Genomic DNA, 17,587 nt, shown 5'->3' on the forward strand with positions numbered 1-17,587 from the left:
TAATTTAAATGATTTATTGATTAGCCTGACTACAGGGGCTAAAGGAAATGCGATGCAGCCGACATGGTCCGTATTTTTGCAGTGCTAACCGATGCTTTTTGGTACCATAGCCCATGTTGGCTGTCAAATCATACTCTGAATACTTGGTAGCTAGACGAATGATTAAATCATCACGCCACACCTTGGCTACAATACTGGCTGCAGCAATATGAAGCGATCGCTGATCCCCCTTTACTAGATTTCGTTGTGCTATCGGTAAATCTGGCAACCCGTGTAACCCATCAATCAGACAAATATCGGGCTTAACTTTTAATTTAAGCACAGCCCGTTTCATAGCTAACAATGAGGCTTGTAAGATATTGAGCTGGTCAATTTCTGCACTAGTGGCATAACCAATAGTCCAATCCAGTGCCAATCCCTGAATTTCTTGAGACAGCCTTTGGCGTCGTTTCCGGGACAACTTTTTACTATCTTTAACGCCAGCTATAGCCAGTTGTGGCAGGACAGATACAGGTAAAATCACTGCTGCTGCCACAACTGGACCAAATAAGGCACCTCGCCCTACTTCATCTACTCCAGCCACTAAGGAAGGAGTACCGGATAAATCCGGTAACTCAAACACTTCAGTGACTTTGTCCGTTGTCATTTATCTGCTGAAGAGCGGCGACGGCGGCGGCGCACGATGGGGGGACTGTTAATGGTGCCATTGGCAGTAGTGAGTTGATCAGATCCAGTTTCTGGAATTGGTGTGGCAGCACTAGATTCCACCAAGTCGGATTCCTCTAACTCTAGCTGATCGTCGATGGAGGATTGACTATTAGTTGAATCGGTAGTTGAATCGGTAGTTGAATCGGTAGTTGAATTGGATAATTCTTCTTCATTATCCTCGATTTTTTCTCCCGGCAGTAACACTGAGATAATTGCTGACCTAGGATCTTTCACCTCTCGGTCTAAATTTAGTATAGGGGAAATGCCCATCAACGCATAAACATCTTGTTCTTCTGGGCTCATTTCAACCCTGACCAATTCTGGTGGTTCTTTCTCTTGAGCAAACTTGACTAGCTGGGGTTTTTCTACTCCTGAGGTCGATACGTCGGTTTCTGTGATGGCATCAAAGTTGGATGAGACAGAGATCACCCGATTGACTCCCCTAGTAATTGGTTCTTCCCTAATCACCGGGTCATCAATACGACGGCGGCGGCGGCGGCGATTATTTACCGCTCCCCGTTCCTGATAACTGGGGTGATTGAGCAAGTCCAAATCATTATCATTCTCAGAAGATAAGTCTACGGGTTCGGGGAACTGTGGAATGCTTCGCTCCGCCGGTAAGGGGATCGGTGCTAAGGTCTCTAGTGCTTCTGCTTCGACTTCACCGGGAAGATGTGCCAGATGTCCTAACCCGCCACAGGTAGCACAGGTTTTACCAAACAACTCGTAAATATTTTGCCCTTGGCGCTTGCGAGTCAGTTCCACTAAGCCAAGTTCCGAAAGCTGGGCAATCTGTGGTCGGGCTTTGTCCTCTTTTAGGGCTTGATTGAAGTGTTCGAGAACCTGTAACTGATCCCGCCTGGTGTCCATATCAATAAAGTCAACAACGATCACCCCAGCTAGATTACGTAGGCGCAGCTGGCGGGCAATTTCTGTTGCTGCCTCACAGTTAGTCCACAAAACCGTTTCCCGCGCTGTAGCTGAGCGGGTAAAGGAACCAGAGTTCACATCAATTACGGTTAGAGCTTCGGTAGGTTCAATGATAATGTAGCCACCAGATGGTAAATCTACTCTTGGCTTGAGGGCTTCTCGAATTGCAGCATTGACCCGGAAATATCCCAAAATTGGCATGCGATCGCGATGATGGTCAATCAAGACCCCCTCTGGTGCTTGACCTCCGCTCCAGCTCAACAAGTGTTGTTTAACCCGTTTAACTGCAGTACTAGAATCGACCACAATCCGATTAACATCAGCAGTGTACATATCCCGCAGGACACGCTGAATAAAATCATCATCCCGATTAAGTAGGGCTGGTGCTCTGGTAGAGGTTGCTTCGAGCTGGACAGCTTCCCATTGTCTTTGCAGGTTTTCCAAATCTTCCATAATGGCTTCTTCGGCTCTGCCTTCAGCTTCGGTGCGCACCAGCACTCCCATGCCCGATGGTTTGATTAGAATTGCTAGAGCTCTGAGGCGATTGCGTTCACTTTCGCTCTTAATCCGCCGAGACAAGTTCACTCCTCGGCCATAAGGCATCAGCACCAAATAGCGACCGGGTAAACTAATATTACCTGTAAGCCTGGGCCCTTTATTACCAGTAGGTTCTTTCATCACTTGCACCAACACCTTCTGCTGGGGAGTCAGCAGTTCGGTGATCGCACCAGACCGGCGTTTCAAGCGCAATGGTCCTAAATCTGTCACATGAATAAAACCATTGCGATCAGGATCCCCAATGTTGACAAATGCTGCATCAATACCCGGTAAGACATTTTCTACAATGCCTAGATAAATATCACCGACCTGGTGATTACCGGTGGCAACTACTAGTTCTTGAATTTGATCTTCCCAAAATACAGCAGCAAGTTGATGTTGCTCTGCAATAATAATTTGCTTTGGCATGCAATTTCCTCAAAACTTCGTGGTACGCTTAGTCCTACAGTTAACGATAGGAGTCGTACTCTATTTCTAGGTCTGAAATGTTCGGTGATTTACTGCCATTAAACTGATCGGCCACAGGGACTAATAAATAGACTATGAATAACTAGAGGTGCGACCCGTGATGGCGAGCAATCCCTGGCCATCACGGAAAGCCCACTTAACTATTTTGTTGCTCATTGTTTGTTCGCGTCGCGTGACCTACGGTCAATCGAAAACTGTAGTCAATGGCTGTAGTCAATGGCTGTAGTCAATGGCTGTAGTCAATGGCTGTAGTCAATGGCGGTGAAACTGTCTCGAAGCCCCGTCTGTTTAAAGGGGGGTGCTGACAGGGGGTTTCGTGGTTTGGTGAATGGGATTGTAGCGGCTCTGCTGATTGTACCACTTGGAGGTGCGACATTAGTTCTCTACTTTAAGACTCGCTTTCCAGTAGGATGTTCTGTCGCAAAGTCGAAAATTTTTGAGGTGCGCGCCCGAACGCGCCCTGCGTTGGGCTTTGCCTAAAGGCGCGACCCAAGAAGCCCGGGTTACCGAGCCAAAGTAAAGCGCACAATCACGCGAATTTAAATAGCCAAGTAAGAGCGCACCTATGTGTAATTGTCTCGCAATCTGCCTCGCCTTTCCTATAATCCCGTAGGGACTTCGGGGGATGTTAAGCCTGACAAATTGATCACGTGACTCTTGTGGATTCAAATAATTCTAACCGATTTTCTGAGGATTTTGACTAACAGTTGTGAAGCCCTGTCTCTATCCAGTCGCACTCTGAAATATAGACAAAGGATTACTTTGCCACTGATATAACTGATACAAAAAAGGAGGTTAAGCCACTCCCCCCATCAAGAAGTGTGACCAGTGGCAAATTTAATTCCCATTAGGAAAGCGCACCTATGGTGACATACTCCCACACTGACAAGCACGGTTCAGTGTGGGCTTCTTACCAACTCCAGCTATTGCTTAGGATACTCGGTAAGCTTTATTAACGATACGGGATGCCCCTCCGCACCGGAACAATACAAAAAGTTCTATTTTTAAACACGCAGGTGGCGGTTAGCTCTTAATTTGTCTTCCCTGCTATTTTTATTATAACGTTTTTCAGGCTGTTTATCAGAGTTCCTGCCCGCGATTCATCCCACACCTCAATGCGCAGCATGAGTGTGGGATGAATCGCGGAGGAAGCTAAAACAGGCTATGCGCGATGGTTTTGGCTAACCACAGCTCCGATAGCTGAAAGTCAGTTGACCCCTTATCGGCACTGTTCGGGATTTACCACAAACTACCCAGTTGCTACCAATCTATCCAAAAGTTTTAATTTTTTGTTAGCTGACTATTTCCTGACCAGAGGTCTGGAAATTCTTCAGGGTTTCTGTCTATATCTCCTGAATCTCCCTGTTTCAGCAGCTTTACTGCTTAGATTTAGGGTCTTGAGGCACATATGTTTGCGGTTAGCTCTTAATTTATCTTCCCTGTCTTGATGCAGTCGCTAATGGGGGAAACCCCCAAGACCTCGCTGCATCGCTACCATTCCTAGTGTATCACATTGGTAAGATCCTTTGGGACTCTTACCCTGCGCTTCCCATAGGACACCTAGCCAATAAAGGTAAAGTGCGGGGCTTTTCGCGGTTCAGCTAAGGAGCGAAATCTCCTTTTTGGTACCGATGTGATCGTAGCCTAGAAGCTTACGCTTTGCAATTTAAAAGCTGGTTTCGGTTACCCCACCCAAATTATAAAATATGCCTAGGGACTGCGCTCAACCATTTTGTTCAATTAATTTTGACAGCTTGAGATTGGCGCAGAGACTGAATCGTTGTGATCGTATGCTCAGCCACCAAGCCAATTTCCGCCATGGTATTAAAGCGTCCAATTCCAAACCGGATGGAGGCATAAGCCAGATTTTCCGGATGTCCTAGAGCTAATAGTACGTGGGAAGGAGCTACAGTTGCTGAGGAACAAGCCGAGCCAGAAGAAACGGCGGCCACAGGGTGTAATCCTAGTAGGAGGGCTGCGCCATCTACTCCCTCCACACTAATGTTAAGGTTTCCGGATAATCGCTGGGTAGGATGACCATTGATCTGGATACCTTCTAGTTTAGAGACAGTGCTCCACAGACCCTCCCGGAGTTCTATCAACCGTTGAGATTCTGAGGGTTGTTCTTCTAACCCCAGTTCCACAGCCTTAGCAAACCCCACAATCTGAGGGGTATAAAGTGTGCCAGAACGCATCCCTCGTTCATGTCCACCGCCATGGAGCTGGGGTGCAAGCCTTACTCTCGGGTTACGACGCCGGACATAGAGAGCCCCAATGCCCTTTGGTCCATAAATTTTATGGGCTGTCAAGGACATTAAATCAATCTTCATCGACTGCACATCCAAGGGGATTTTGCCAATAGCCTGGGCAGCATCTGTATGGAAGAGTACATTGTGCTGGCGACAAAGATCCCCAATCTCGGCCAAAGGCTGCAACACTCCAATTTCATTATTGGCTGCCATCACTGACAATAATATGGTATCAGGACGGAAAGCCTGCTCTAGCTGGCCTAAATCCACTAGTCCATCATCTTTTACCGGTAGAAATGTCACCTCAAACCCTAGGGTTTCTAAATAGTGACAGGGGTCAAGAACAGCATTGTGTTCAGTTTGCACGGTAATCAGGTGACGTCCTTTACTTAAATAAGCCTCAGCCACCCCTTTAATGGCTAGATTGTTAGCCTCTGTGGCACCACTGGTAAAAATGATCTCTACCGGTGTGGCATGGATAGCATCTGCCAGAATCTGACGCCCTTGTTTCACCGCTGCTTCAGCTTCCCAGCCATAGGTATGGCTGATACTCGATGGATTGCCAAAATGTTCAGTGAAGTAGGGTAACATTGCCTCAAGCACCCGTTCATCCATAGGTGTTGTGGCATGGCAGTCTAGGTAAATTGGGCGATGCATGGTTTTTCGTTAGTTAAAAATTGCAGCTGGATATTCCGCCTACACTCGTATAGTTAGGAGGGGAGGAATGCTGCGTCCCACTAATGGTTTTCCTGATTTTGATAGGACTGCTACGGGATACATTATGATAAACCTGCTCCCCATCACCTGATCACCCCATCATCAGGTGATAGGGACCACAGTTTTTGAGACTGCTTTCCTAGATCACCAAGGGCTACAGGTTAAAATCCCATTACCCAAGCGATGCAGTCGGCCAAAGGGGGTTTCCCCCCACTCGCTATTGCATCAAGAATGGATGGTTCATTTTCCATTGTCCATTTTTTTGCAGCTTTCGCTGTTCATTCTCCTCACAACCCACTCCACCCTTTAAGAATTTAGTGCAGTTCATCAAAACGGCAATTTTGACTGAATACGCTTTAACTCGAGACATGTTGAACAGATTGATTTAATTTTCCCTGGTGTCAAGGCAGAATTAACTACACGAGTTTTGAGACCGCATTTAGGACAGATGGGTTGATGATTGATGATCACCCACATGCCCCACTTGAACTCAATTACTTTTTCAAGCTCAAGCTGTTTCAGTCCTTGGGCAAGTCGCTCTTCTGAATACCGGCACTTCCTGTTCAATTCATCTTGAGTCAGTTTCCCATAGTCAGATGTACAGAGCAGATGAATGATTTTACCACAGGTTTCTTGTAAGTTACTTAATTGTTCTTGGGGAGCTACAGGCTTCTCCGGTTTGGTGTAGCGGGGAGGGCACAGTGGGTAGCTCGAGAAATTCACTCGATTGTGTGTAGTGACTTTCTGTGTAGTGACTTTCTGTGTAGTGACTTTCTGCTTCCAACGGACTAACGTTGAAGAACCACCGTGGCCACTTGTCATGGGAATGTAGCACTTATCTGACTTAATTTTGAGTTGCTGATTTTCCTGAGCAAGGGTATTGCTTTGCTTAGCGGTTACCCTTTTCTCCCAGTTCTGATGCTTTAACATATGGTGTAGATGTAATGTAGATGTTCAACCATTTTCACAACCATCCTAATTTTGTTAAAAATATTGGACAACCGTGATTATACGTAAGATACTCTTTTGCCCACCGGGGAGTTACCACTGAGTTTTCACGGAGAAGATTAGCGATGCTCCATTCATGTTTGGGCAGCATGGTGGTATAGCGCTACGCTTAGCGTCAGAAGTCAGAAGTCAGAAGTCAGAAGTAAGCTAGACTCACGTTTCGGAGTTTAGGAGCGATGCAGCGCGGTCTTGGGGAGGCAGTGCGGTCTTGGGGGTTCCCCCCATGAGCAACTGCCGTGGTTTCCCCCATGAGCGACTGCATCAAGAGAATGTCCTAATTTGAATGCTTAGTGCTATATGGACGCGCTTCCCTTGTGGCTATGCGATCGCATGGTTGCCAGCTGGGGTCAATTTCGATTTCTAGTGCTCCCTACCAAAGCCGAGAATGACCACGCCCGAGCCCACACTTACCAGATCGGGAAGTGTTACATTATGTCACCAGAACAGAGTGGTAAAAAAATTGGACACAAGTAAAGACAGTTCCTTAAAACACAGCAAAATTCACCAAAGGCTAAGTCAATTGATTAAGGTACTGGCTCAAAAATTGGGTAGTGTCCGGGAACTTGCTAGGCAAGTCAATGTCACTAACAATACCTTGACAAATTGGATGAATTGTGATAATACTCCCAGCTTAGAGAAGCTAGAGAGGCTGGCTAAAGGTATTGGTTGGACAACGGAAGAGTTGATCAGCTTCTTGGTCAGTGAGGAAAACCCGATCGAAGCGATTGAACGGAACCAGAAATCGAGTTCCTCTACTTTGACACCACCTATTTCCATGGAGCAGATTTTGGCAGAGCTTCAGTGGCGACCAGTACAGCAATTAGTTGAGATTAATTTAGCGATCGCTAAACGGTTGCAAAGGGAATTCAGTGGTTCGACAGATACCACCGGCCTAGAGGAGGTGTTAAATCAGTCTCCTAAATTTGAGGAACTCAAGGGAGTGAAATTTATTTCACTGAGCTTAAAGGCCAGGCGACGATTAAAGAATTGGGTGACAATCTGCCAAAGTTATGTAGGCTTGAGTCCAGAGGAATTTATCCAAGTCGCTGTCGAGAAGCACAAAATTGACCCAGGAACCTTTGGGCTATTTTATAAGAGCATCATGGAACTCTCTAGTACTCCGTTTCCCCAGAGTTACTATGAGTGGCTTTTCCCGTTAATTTCTCCAGTGAGTGGTTGGATTGGGTCAGCACAAGAAACTCCTATTCTAGATTTTTCGAGAACTTACACAGAAACTTACACAGAACCTTGGAGTCATTTTATTGAGAATTTAGAAGACAGTGGTAATGGAGTGACTAGCAAGTCTAGTTCAGTTCTGTGTTAACCAGGTTTTATTAACGGTTGACGATTGACGGTTGACTGTCAACGGTGAAGATAAGTAAACTTTCTACACATAAACCGTTGCGGGTAGTGCATCAGAGAAGTGTGGGAATGGTAAGATGGCAGAGGTAAATAAAATACTTCAATGTTATGGAATGTCCTCTGTGTGGTCATCACAAGACTCATAAACACGGGAAAACTAGCAAGGGTTGTCAACGCTATTACTGTCGAGTTTGTCGGCAGACTTTCACAGAAACCTTTGATACTATCTATTACCGATCGACTTGTGAACCCTGAACAAATCCGTGCAGTATTACAAGCGATCGCAGCAAGGTTGCAGTTTAAGAGGAGTTAGCCGTACTACGCATCTGGCATACAACACAGTGGTGAGTAATGTCCGAAAAGCTTCTCTATTTGGACAAATGGTTCATAACGCTCTTGTGCAAAAGGTAGAAACAGAGCAGATAACTAGCGATGAGTTTTGGTCATTTGTGCAAAAAAACAATTTCACTGTCTCCGAGATCAGATGATAGTGGGAGATTGCTGGATTGGGATAAATCAAGATCTTGGAAACGGACTAATTCTTGCTGCTAGAGTGGGCAAGCATACTGACGAGTTGATCTCTCAATTGCTAGTTAACACAGAAGGCAAAACAGATTGTCAACAATGGCATACAGATGGTTGGGGTGGGTATGAGCGAGTTCTACCAACTGATGTCAAACACATCTGACGGTAAAGACCAGACCCAAAAATTAGAGCGAACGTTCCGGAATTGTCCGCCAGCAGACTCGACGGTGGCATCGCCGACAGAACTTGCTTTGCCAAAGCCTGGAAGCAAACTGAGGCAACAGTAAGGTTAGTGGTCAGCTATTTCAATTGGATTTGGATTCATAGTCGTGCATCACAATACAGCAGCACAAAGAGCCGGATTAGCTATCGCTCCTTGGAGCTGGCATGATTTAATCACCTATTCCACACTTTGCTAACACCATTACTGCTATTGAGTAGTGCATCCTGCCATTACCGTGACAATCACGATTTAGCTATCCCACACTTCTTTAACAAAGTAGGGGGAGTTTGAGGGGGCGAAATTCCCCCACCTGGCCTTTGGCCACGCTGCGCGAACGTCCAGGTGTTGAAGTTACCGTAAGTAGAGGGTCGCCTTTACAGGGGACTGGCTATGAGGAAAAGGGTTAAAACTTATTAACTAAGGCTCCACTCTACTAAGGTTTCGTCTCTAGGATGGATAGCCCTCTCAAAATCTTTGCCGACGGGTTGAGGATTTATCACGAATTGTATATACTGATATGTAGGTCGATAGCAAGTGCAGAAATAATGAGACATCAAGCCGTAAAAATCAGAATTTACCCTACACAAGAGCAAGTCCATATACTTGCTCAGCACTTTGGTTGTGCTCGTTGGTGGTGGAATTATGCTCTAAATCAGTGCATAGAAACCTACAAGGAAACAGGTTTTGGATTGTCTCGCTCTGCACTCAATGCTATGTTGCCAAAACTCAAAAAAGAAGAGAAAACCGTATGGCTAAAGGATTGTTACTCTCAGATTTTGCAATCGGTCAGTCTCAATCTCAGCCGTGCATATCAAAACTTTTTTGAAGGTAGAGCTAAATATCCTAAATTCAAGTCATATCATCACCGTCAATCAATCCAATATCCGCAGTACGTAAAGCAGGTAGGTGACTATCTCAAATTTCCCGGAAAATTGGGAATTGTCAAAGCAGTAATCCACCGACCACTGGAAGGGGAAATCAAGACTGTTACAGTAAGTAGAACCCCTTCTGGTAAGTATTATGCTTCTGTACTGATGGAGTACGAGAGTGACACAGTCAATATGTCCGCCGACGGAAAGGTTATTGGTATTGATTTAGGCATAAAAGATTTTGCTATCACCTATGACGGCGAAAAGATTTCTAAGTTCAGTAATCCCAAACATCTGGCTAAGTATGAAAAGAAGTTAGCCAAAAAACAGCGTATTGCTGCTCGAAAGAAAAAAGGCAGTAGTGGACGTAAAAAGGCTAGAAAAATTGTAGCTAAGGTATACGAACAAATCGGAAATGTCCGCCAAGACTACCTACACAAGCTATCTAGAAAAATAGTAGATCAGAACCAAGTAGTAGTAGTCGAAAACCTAAATGTCAAGGGCATGGTTCGTAACCACAAATTAGCTAAAGCAATTTCTGATCTGAGCTGGGGAACCTTTGTCAATTTCCTTTCTTACAAATGTGAAAAAGAAGGGAAGGTATTGGTAGAGATAGATCGGTGGTTTCCCAGTTCTAAAACCTGCTCTAATTGTCACTATCGAATTAAAGAGTTACCGCTTGACGTAAGAGCTTGGACTTGTCCAAGTTGCGGAACGCTCCACGATAGAGATGGTAATGCGGCAAAAAATATTAGAGCAGAAGGAATCAGAATGCTATCCTCCTCTGGGACGGGGGAGGTCAACGCCAGTGGAGAAGAAGTAAGACCAAGACGTGGACGTCCGTCCAAGTTAAGGCATTCTTCCGTGAAGCTGGAAGCCACGACCTGGCCGTAGGCCACGCTTTCGGCAAAGCCGACGCTGCGCGAACGCGAACAACGAAGTAGGTCGTGGTAGTTCACTGCACCACCCCTGAATCCTTACCTTGGAGGTTGCAACAAAAAGTTACGAGGTAGTATTTCTGTTAAGATAGCACTGGGGGTCGCCTGGTTTACTGACAAAACTTCCAGAATGCTTGTCCGATGGGGGCTAAGCGCGTTTATAGCCATCAGACCGTGAAAAGCTTATAAGCGCGGTAGTTGTGGTCGCGAGTTCACCCGCTCGATTCACCTGTTAAACAACAGATACCGAATAGGCTTTTTCCTTGGAGCCGAAAAAGTTTATAGAGAAAGGGATTTGGGGCTTTATTCCCAACTTTTGTCAGTCAAACAGGGTCAAAACGTTTTGATGATTGCTTCAAAACCAAACACTAAAAAAAGTAATTTAAACATTATTTTGGGGTATCATTATTGATACTGGAATAGTAGCATTAACAACTTATAAAATTCCAATATATTTGGATAAATAATTCTATGAAAGTTGAGGTTGAACAAGATCTGTACCCTTCTAGGGGAGACAATAGTGGATTTATTAAAAGAAAAGAGCCAATCATTTATGGTACTATTGAACAATTTAAAAATGCTCAACTTGATCACAAAGAAGTTACTTTTTATAAAAAAAATGGGTACTTGATTATTGAAAATATGTTCTATTTTCATGAATTAAATAATTGTAAAAATGAAGCTAAAAAAATAAATAAATTTTACTTAGAAGAATCTGAAAATCCAGAAATTATTAGAGAGATAGACTCTAAAATCGTAAGGTCTGTATTTAATATTCATAAAACTAATGAAATATTTAAAAAACTCTGTTACAGTCGGAAGATTTTAAATATTGCAGAAGCATTGCTAGGAAGCCCAACGTATATTCATCAATCAAGAATGAATTGTAAAGATAGATTTGATGGTAAAGGGTTTTATTGGCATTCAGATTTTGAGACTTGGCATAGTGAAGATGGTATGCCTAACATGAGAGCTGTAAGCTGTTCTATTTTGCTTACTGATAATAATGAGTTTAATGGTCCATTACTACTAGTACCAGGCTCTCATAAATACTTTATTCAATGTCCGGGGAAAACTCCAGAAGCTCATTATAAACACTCTTTAAAGAAACAGGAATATGGCGTACCTACAAAAGACTCAATCACCAAAATAATCAAGAAACATGGTATAACTTCGTTTAAAGCCAAAGCAGGTTCGGTTATATTTTTTGATTGTAATATAATTCATGGTTCATCTGACAATTTATCACCATTTCCTAGATATAATCTTTTCTTTGTTTACAATAGTATATATAATAAATTGATATCTCCCTATGCTGGCACAAAACCAAGACCAGAATTTATTGCATCAAGAGAGCATTAATTTATTATAGATATAGATAAATCAAATAGAATTTATCTATAAATTATCAAAAAGTCGTAAGCATTCAGCTCTCAGCTCTCAGCTCTCAGCTCTCAGCTCTCAGCTTTGAGCTTTTAAATAAAACAAGTAAGCATTCGTTTAATCTTTGTTACGTCAGCTGAATGCTGACGGCTGACGGCTGACGGCTGACGGCTGACGGCTGAATGCTTACAAAAAGTCTCTGTTGGAGTTGATTATTTTATTAGCTTTCCTCACTATTTATTTCATAAAAACCTTCTTTATTATGTACCTCGTCTCCAGTCAAAGGAGGATTAAATACACATATCATACGCATGGTTTCTGTTGCTCTTAAATAATGTCTTTCGTGCTTGTTCAAAAAATACAAAGTACCATCTGAAATAGGATGTATTTCACCTGTTTCTATGTCTTCTATTTCTCCATTTCCAGCTACACAATAAACAGCTTCGAGATGATTTTTATACCAAATATAAGTTTCTGTTCCAGCATGAATTAAAGTATCATGTAGAGAAAAGCCAACTTGGTCATCTTTTAATAAAAAACGACGACTTGTCCAGTTGCCATTTGGTGCTTTAACTTCCCGCTTTGTTCCAATAATTTCTTTTAAGCGACGTACAATCATATAGTATTTCTTATTTACATATACTAATTATTACATATTGTATCCCACATTCCGCAGGTTTGTCACACCAGTAGATAATATTTTTGGCAGGGAGCACCAAGAAACTGAAGAATCCTGTGATGCTCATGAGTTAAGTTGACAATTTGCTCGACTCCGCCTAGGATAACTAAATGAATCGACTGAAAGCACTGAAATACCCACCGCATTGTCGGGGTAGCCGTCGGCTTACCCAATTGGTTGTTAATAGTTTGCTTAGTCCGGGCGAGAGCTTGGCGTAAGGCTCTTTGGGCGAGAGTGTAAACCAATAAACACAGACGGTCATCAAAGAGAAGCAGTGGTTCACTCCCCTCTCCGACGAAGATGTTCAGTGGCAATGCCATTCAAAGAATTTTTCAAATAGGTATAGTGGAGCGCTGACTAAGCCCTTACCATTGATAATCATGGCTTTTACCGCTACGACCGCACTGAGCTTCTCTTGGGAGTGGGTTCCCAACTCCTGGTTAATTTGTTCCACTAGCCCGATCTGGTCAATGATGCCTGCCACTATGCCACAGTGGTCAAGATCTTGTACTCTAACTCTAATTGAAGATGCTATTGGTTTCATCCATAGAAAATACCATAGTTATCCTCTCTAACCTGCGGAATGTGGGTTGTATGACTAATTTTCAGCAAAAACTTCTCTTACCGCTTCTGATAATTTATTTAATCCTATATTTAACACCTCTTCTTCAATAATCAGTGGCGGTAAAAATTTAACTACTTGACTGTTGCTACCACAAGTTTCCACTAATATTTTTTTTTCAAATGCTCTGGTGGAAACTTGTTTTGCAAAACCTTCTTTCGGCATTTCTAGTCCCCAAATCATACCTCTACCTCTAGCTTGCATTTGTAATTCTGGTAATTCATCAGCCAGTTTTTGTAATGATTTTTGAATAATCTTAGATTTATATTCAACAGCCTTGGTTAAATCATCGTTTTCCCAATAACCAAGTAACTCCGTTGCAGCAACAAAAGCCAAATTATTACCTCTAAATGTACCTGTATGTTTTCCAGGAAGCCATTGATCAAGTTCTGGACGAATCAATAGTAGTGCCATTGGTAGCCCACCTCCAATGGATTTAGATAAACAAATCATATCTGGCAGAATTCCAATTTTTTCAAAACTAAAAAAGGTACCTGTTCGTCCATTACCGACTTGTATATCGTCAATAATAAATAATATATTAAACTCACGACATAATGCCTGAAGTTTTTTTAACCAAGTTTCACTAGCAATATTAATACCGCCTTCTCCCTGTATAGTTTCCACAATTATTGCGGCGGGTATCTCAATACCACTACCGGGATCTATTAATAGTTTTCGCAAATAGTTAATCGTGTCAACGTCTTTGCCGAAATAGCCATCAAAAGGGACATGATCTACATTTATCCTGAGACTATAAGCTTTATCATGATAAAACTGATTGCCTGTTATAGCAAGTGATCCCATCGTTAAACCATGATACCCATTGGTAAAAGCAATGATATTAGAACGCTTCTTGACCATACGAGCCAGTTTCAAGGCTGCTTCAACTGCATTAGTACCAGTTGGTCCAGTAAATTGCAGTTTATATTCAAGATTTTTGGGTACAAGAATAGTATCTGAAAACTTTTGCATAAAATTCATTTTGGCAACAGTTGCTTTGTCTAGTGAGTGTACAATACGATTGTTTTGCAGATAGTCTATCCAAGCCTTTATCACTTTTGGATTATTATGTCCATAATTCAAAACCCCTGATCCGGCAAAAAAATCAATATATTTATTTCCCTGTTCATCATAAATTACTGCACCTTCAGCCATATCAAAAACAGCAGGAAAAGAACGAATATAACTTCTGACATTTGACTCTAAAGACTCTATAATTTTCATGATTTGATTTATAAATTAATTTTTATTTAATTGAAGAGGAAAAAATTTATATAAAATCTCAGGAGCGTGTGATTCTGTATCAAAATGAGAAACATCAAGAAATGAATTGGTTTTGCAATTAGCTTTATTTTCCTCGGCAAAACCCATAAAAAGATTTTGTGATAATTTATTTGCCGGTGAAATGGTTGTTTCTAAACTTTGAATATCACTAAAATTTGGTTGTTTGGTTAGCCATTTTAACATATTCGTGGCAACTTTTCTGCCTCTGGCTTTTTCGGCAACGGCTACCTGCCATATAAACAGGCATTTCGAATTTTCGGGCTTTAAATAACCAGAGATGAAACCGATTATTTTCTGCTCATATTCTGCCACAACACAAGTATTTTTAAAATCACTACAAATAAGATAATAATAGTATTGGGAGTTAACATCTAAAGGTGGGCATTTTTTTATTAGATGATAAACCTCAAGTCCATCTTCTAACCTTGGATGTCTGTAAGTTATAATAGAATCTGCTTTCATATTTAGTTGACTTATTTTTTAGTTTTTGTTATTGAACCAATCATCACAACACATGCATAATTGTTCAAAGCAAAGGGACATCGAGTTATGGGTACTCTATTTCATTTGAGCATTTTTTTTGAGTGAAATAGTAATCGACAAGCTATTATACCTGCATTTCATTATTTTTATTTGTTAATTTTTATTAATCGCTAATACAATGAATTCCCACAAGACCTGAAGGGGTGACGAAATAGCCTGAAACGCTTTAAATGTAAAGTGTTCACCATTTTGTGGTAAAAAAAAGATAGGTCGATTATTTGCAACAAGACCTACCAATTGAAAATGTTACCTGCATTAACAATTGTAGTGTTAGATATTGGCCAGGAGTAAGATGAGTATCCAACACCGTCTGGTAGAATTGTTGAAAAAACTGGCATCCGGACAGCAGTCACCCTGACTATAGATCCGGTAACCATTAACCTAAGGCTTAAAGCCTATGGGGGAAAGAGCTTTGGTGCTTGCCTGGCACAAATTGCCGGAATTGGATAGAATCAGTGACGGGATTTGCGATCGCACAACTCCTCCAAGGGCTAAACTGTCTTAAGCCTTAATCCTTTATTTTTTTATGCTACCTGGTCAAGAACCCCCAGAACTCCTGAAAAAACACCTATTTTTCCAAGGAAGACGATTTAGCTTCGAGGTGAATAATCTACGTCTTCCTAATCAATCAGAAGGGCAATGGGAATGCATCCGTCACCCTGGTGGTTCCTTGGCGGTACCGGTAACACCCGATGGTAAACTGGTACTAGTACGGCAATATCGGTTTGCTGTTAGTGGGCGTCTTTTGGAATTCCCTGCTGGTACGGTAGAATCCCATGAAAACCCAGCTGAAACTATTAAACGGGAGATAGAAGAAGAAACTGGCTATCGTGCTCATAGCTGGAAATCTTTGGGTAAATTTCCCCTTGCTCCTGGCTATTCTGATGAGTACATTTATGCGTTTCTGGCGCAGGATTTGGAGAAATTGGAAGCCCCTCCTAAGCAAGATGCTGATGAGGATATAGAGGTGGTTTTAATGACACCAAAGGAGTTAGAACAAGCTATCTTAGAGGGTGAGCCAGTGGATGCTAAATCTATTTCCAGCTTTTTTATGGCTCGCCCGTTCTTGAATGAGTAACCTGATTCTCTTCTGGCATCGCCGTGATTTACGGATTTCTGACAATGTGGGACTAGCTGCTGCTTTTGAGCTAAGTCCCAAGCTTGTTGGTGTTTTCTGCCTTGACCCTATTATTATAGAGCGCGATGATATTGCCCCAGCAAGAGTAACTTATATGATTGGCTGCTTAGAACAATTGCAGCAAAGTTACAGGCAAGCTGGTAGCCAACTATTAATCCTACATCAAGACCCTAGGCAAGGAATTCCTAATTTAGCTACTGCTCTGGAGGCTAAAGCTGTTTGTTGGAATTGGGATGTGGAACCTTATTCCAAGGAACGGGATCAAGCTGTAGCAGCAGCTTTGAAGGAAAAGGGTATTGCTGTCTATAACTATTGGGATCAGTTATTACACGCACCAGGAGAAATTTTTACTAAGTCTGGCAATCCCTATAGTGTCTACACTCCTTTCTGGAAAAATTGGCAAGGTCAATCTAAGGCAGAACCTGTAGCAACTTTGAGTCGGGTTGAATCCTTGAGGGAAATAGAACAAGACAATGCCCTAGCAGCAGGGGTGATTGATTTGCCTAGCGCTAAAGATTTGGGGTATGTCTGGGACAATGAGCTGTTAGTGCCACCAGGGGAAAAGGTAGCCCAAGAGATACTGGAGAAATTTTGCGATCGCACTATTGGGGATTATCAGGAACAACGTAATTTCCCAGGGGTAGATGGTACCTCGAAACTTAGTGCTGCTCTCAAGTTTGGTGTGATTGGGATTCGCACGGTTTGGCAGGCCGCTCAGAATGCTTATAATTTGAGTCGCAGTGATGAAGCTCGTCAAAGTATCCAAACTTGGCAACAGGAACTGGCTTGGCGGGAATTTTACCAACATGCCATGTATTTCTTCCCAGAATTAGCACAAGGACCTTATCGCCAGAAATTCCAAGATTTTCCCTGGGAGAATAATCCAGAATTCTTTCAAGCTTGGTGTGAGGGCAAGACTGGCTACCCGATCGTTGATGCTGCGATGAGGCAGTTAAATGAAACCGGATGGATGCATAACCGCTGTCGGATGATTGTTGCTAGTTTTCTGACTAAGGATTTGATTATTAATTGGCAGTGGGGGGAAAAGTATTTTATGCAGCGGTTATGGGATGGAGACCTGAGTGCTAATAATGGTGGTTGGCAATGGAGTGCCTCTAGTGGTATGGATCCTAAACCATTGCGAATTTTTAACCCAGCTAGTCAGGCTAAAAAGTTTGACCCGGACGGTGAGTATATTCGGAAATGGTTACCGGAGTTGAGTTCTGTGGATACGGAGTATGTGGTGAGTGGGAAGATTCCTGAAAGCGATCGCGAAATGTGTGGGTATCCAGCACCAATTGTCGATCATAATCAGCAGCAGCGTCGGTTTAAGGAACTATATAAGGAATTGTAGTGATGCCAAGGCGTTGCTTAATAATG

The 17,587-nt window shown here is 42.7% G+C and carries 15 protein-coding genes and 2 pseudogenes; 7 read left to right on the plus strand and 10 right to left on the minus strand.

Translation table 11 applies throughout. The features are described 5' to 3' along the window. Positions 1–13 precede the first annotated feature (13 nt). From F6K46_RS19400 to F6K46_RS19420, 5 genes are all read right to left on the minus strand, one after another. A complete protein-coding gene (locus tag F6K46_RS19400; protein ID WP_075897458.1) occupies positions 14–646 on the minus strand; it encodes a ribonuclease HII in 633 nt (210 codons plus the stop codon). Continuing rightward, the gene (locus tag F6K46_RS19405; RefSeq protein WP_293060247.1) at positions 643–2,604 is read right to left on the minus strand and encodes an Rne/Rng family ribonuclease; all 1,962 of its coding nucleotides are present in this window, start codon (positions 2,602–2,604) and stop codon (positions 643–645) included. Before F6K46_RS19405 ends, F6K46_RS19400 begins: the two co-directional genes overlap by 4 nt. Before the next feature lie 1,796 nt (positions 2,605–4,400). Next, complete coding sequence (locus F6K46_RS19410; protein WP_293060249.1) at positions 4,401–5,570, minus strand: aminotransferase class V-fold PLP-dependent enzyme; 1,170 nt, start codon at positions 5,568–5,570, stop codon at positions 4,401–4,403. 387 nt (positions 5,571–5,957) lie between these two features. Then, complete coding sequence (locus tag F6K46_RS19415) at positions 5,958–6,560, minus strand: hypothetical protein (RefSeq protein WP_293021984.1); 603 nt, start codon at positions 6,558–6,560, stop codon at positions 5,958–5,960. A 214-nt stretch (positions 6,561–6,774) separates the two neighbouring features. Beyond that, a complete protein-coding gene (locus tag F6K46_RS19420) occupies positions 6,775–6,900 on the minus strand; it encodes a hypothetical protein (RefSeq protein WP_293060251.1) in 126 nt (41 codons plus the stop codon). 35 nt (positions 6,901–6,935) lie between these two features. Between F6K46_RS19420 and F6K46_RS19425 the strand changes: the two genes are divergently transcribed. From F6K46_RS19425 to thpD, 5 genes and pseudogenes are all read left to right on the plus strand, one after another. Then, complete coding sequence (locus F6K46_RS19425) at positions 6,936–7,112, plus strand: hypothetical protein (protein ID WP_293060253.1); 177 nt, start codon at positions 6,936–6,938, stop codon at positions 7,110–7,112. Beyond that, positions 7,099–7,962 carry a helix-turn-helix transcriptional regulator gene (locus F6K46_RS19430; protein WP_293060255.1) on the plus strand — a complete coding sequence of 288 codons (864 nt, stop codon included), beginning with the start codon at positions 7,099–7,101 and terminating at the stop codon, positions 7,960–7,962. Before F6K46_RS19425 ends, F6K46_RS19430 begins: the two co-directional genes overlap by 14 nt. A 146-nt stretch (positions 7,963–8,108) precedes the next feature. Beyond that, positions 8,109–8,944 (plus strand): annotated as a pseudogene (locus F6K46_RS19435) (IS1 family transposase). Positions 8,945–9,293: 349 nt separating this feature from the next. Continuing rightward, positions 9,294–10,511 (plus strand): RNA-guided endonuclease TnpB family protein, encoded by a 1,218-nt coding sequence (locus tag F6K46_RS19440; RefSeq protein WP_293060257.1) that lies wholly within the window; start codon positions 9,294–9,296, stop codon positions 10,509–10,511. 515 nt (positions 10,512–11,026) lie between these two features. Next, on the plus strand, positions 11,027–11,917 hold the full coding sequence (thpD, locus tag F6K46_RS19445; protein ID WP_293060260.1) for an ectoine hydroxylase: 891 nt from the start codon (positions 11,027–11,029) through the stop codon (positions 11,915–11,917). A 241-nt stretch (positions 11,918–12,158) separates the two neighbouring features. On the opposite strand, the gene F6K46_RS19450 is transcribed toward thpD, so the two are convergent. From F6K46_RS19450 to ectA, 5 genes and pseudogenes are all read right to left on the minus strand, one after another. Continuing rightward, entirely contained in the window at positions 12,159–12,557 is a 399-nt protein-coding gene (locus tag F6K46_RS19450) for an ectoine synthase (protein ID WP_293060261.1), read from the minus strand. A 62-nt stretch (positions 12,558–12,619) separates the two neighbouring features. Then, positions 12,620–12,871 (minus strand): annotated as a pseudogene (locus F6K46_RS19455) (IS1634 family transposase); the annotation flags it as partial. 50 nt (positions 12,872–12,921) lie between these two features. Next, on the minus strand, positions 12,922–13,161 hold the full coding sequence (locus tag F6K46_RS19460; RefSeq protein ID WP_293060263.1) for a DUF4277 domain-containing protein: 240 nt from the start codon (positions 13,159–13,161) through the stop codon (positions 12,922–12,924). A gap of 54 nt (positions 13,162–13,215) precedes the next feature. Beyond that, entirely contained in the window at positions 13,216–14,466 is a 1,251-nt protein-coding gene (gene ectB, locus F6K46_RS19465; RefSeq protein WP_293060271.1) for a diaminobutyrate--2-oxoglutarate transaminase, read from the minus strand. A gap of 15 nt (positions 14,467–14,481) precedes the next feature. Further along, the gene (gene ectA / locus F6K46_RS19470) at positions 14,482–14,988 is read right to left on the minus strand and encodes a diaminobutyrate acetyltransferase (RefSeq protein WP_293060280.1); all 507 of its coding nucleotides are present in this window, start codon (positions 14,986–14,988) and stop codon (positions 14,482–14,484) included. Positions 14,989–15,595: 607 nt separating this feature from the next. Between ectA and F6K46_RS19475 the strand changes: the two genes are divergently transcribed. Next, complete coding sequence (locus F6K46_RS19475) at positions 15,596–16,147, plus strand: NUDIX hydrolase (protein WP_293060296.1); 552 nt, start codon at positions 15,596–15,598, stop codon at positions 16,145–16,147. Next, positions 16,140–17,561: an FAD-binding domain-containing protein gene (locus tag F6K46_RS19480; RefSeq protein WP_293060304.1), complete on the plus strand. Its 1,422-nt coding sequence runs from the start codon at positions 16,140–16,142 to the stop codon at positions 17,559–17,561. Before F6K46_RS19475 ends, F6K46_RS19480 begins: the two co-directional genes overlap by 8 nt. The last annotated feature ends 26 nt before the right edge of the window (positions 17,562–17,587 follow it).

Origin of the sequence: Moorena sp. SIO3E8, from assembly GCF_010692445.1 — a bacterium.
Classification (GTDB): domain Bacteria; phylum Cyanobacteriota; class Cyanobacteriia; order Cyanobacteriales; family Coleofasciculaceae; genus Moorena; species Moorena bouillonii.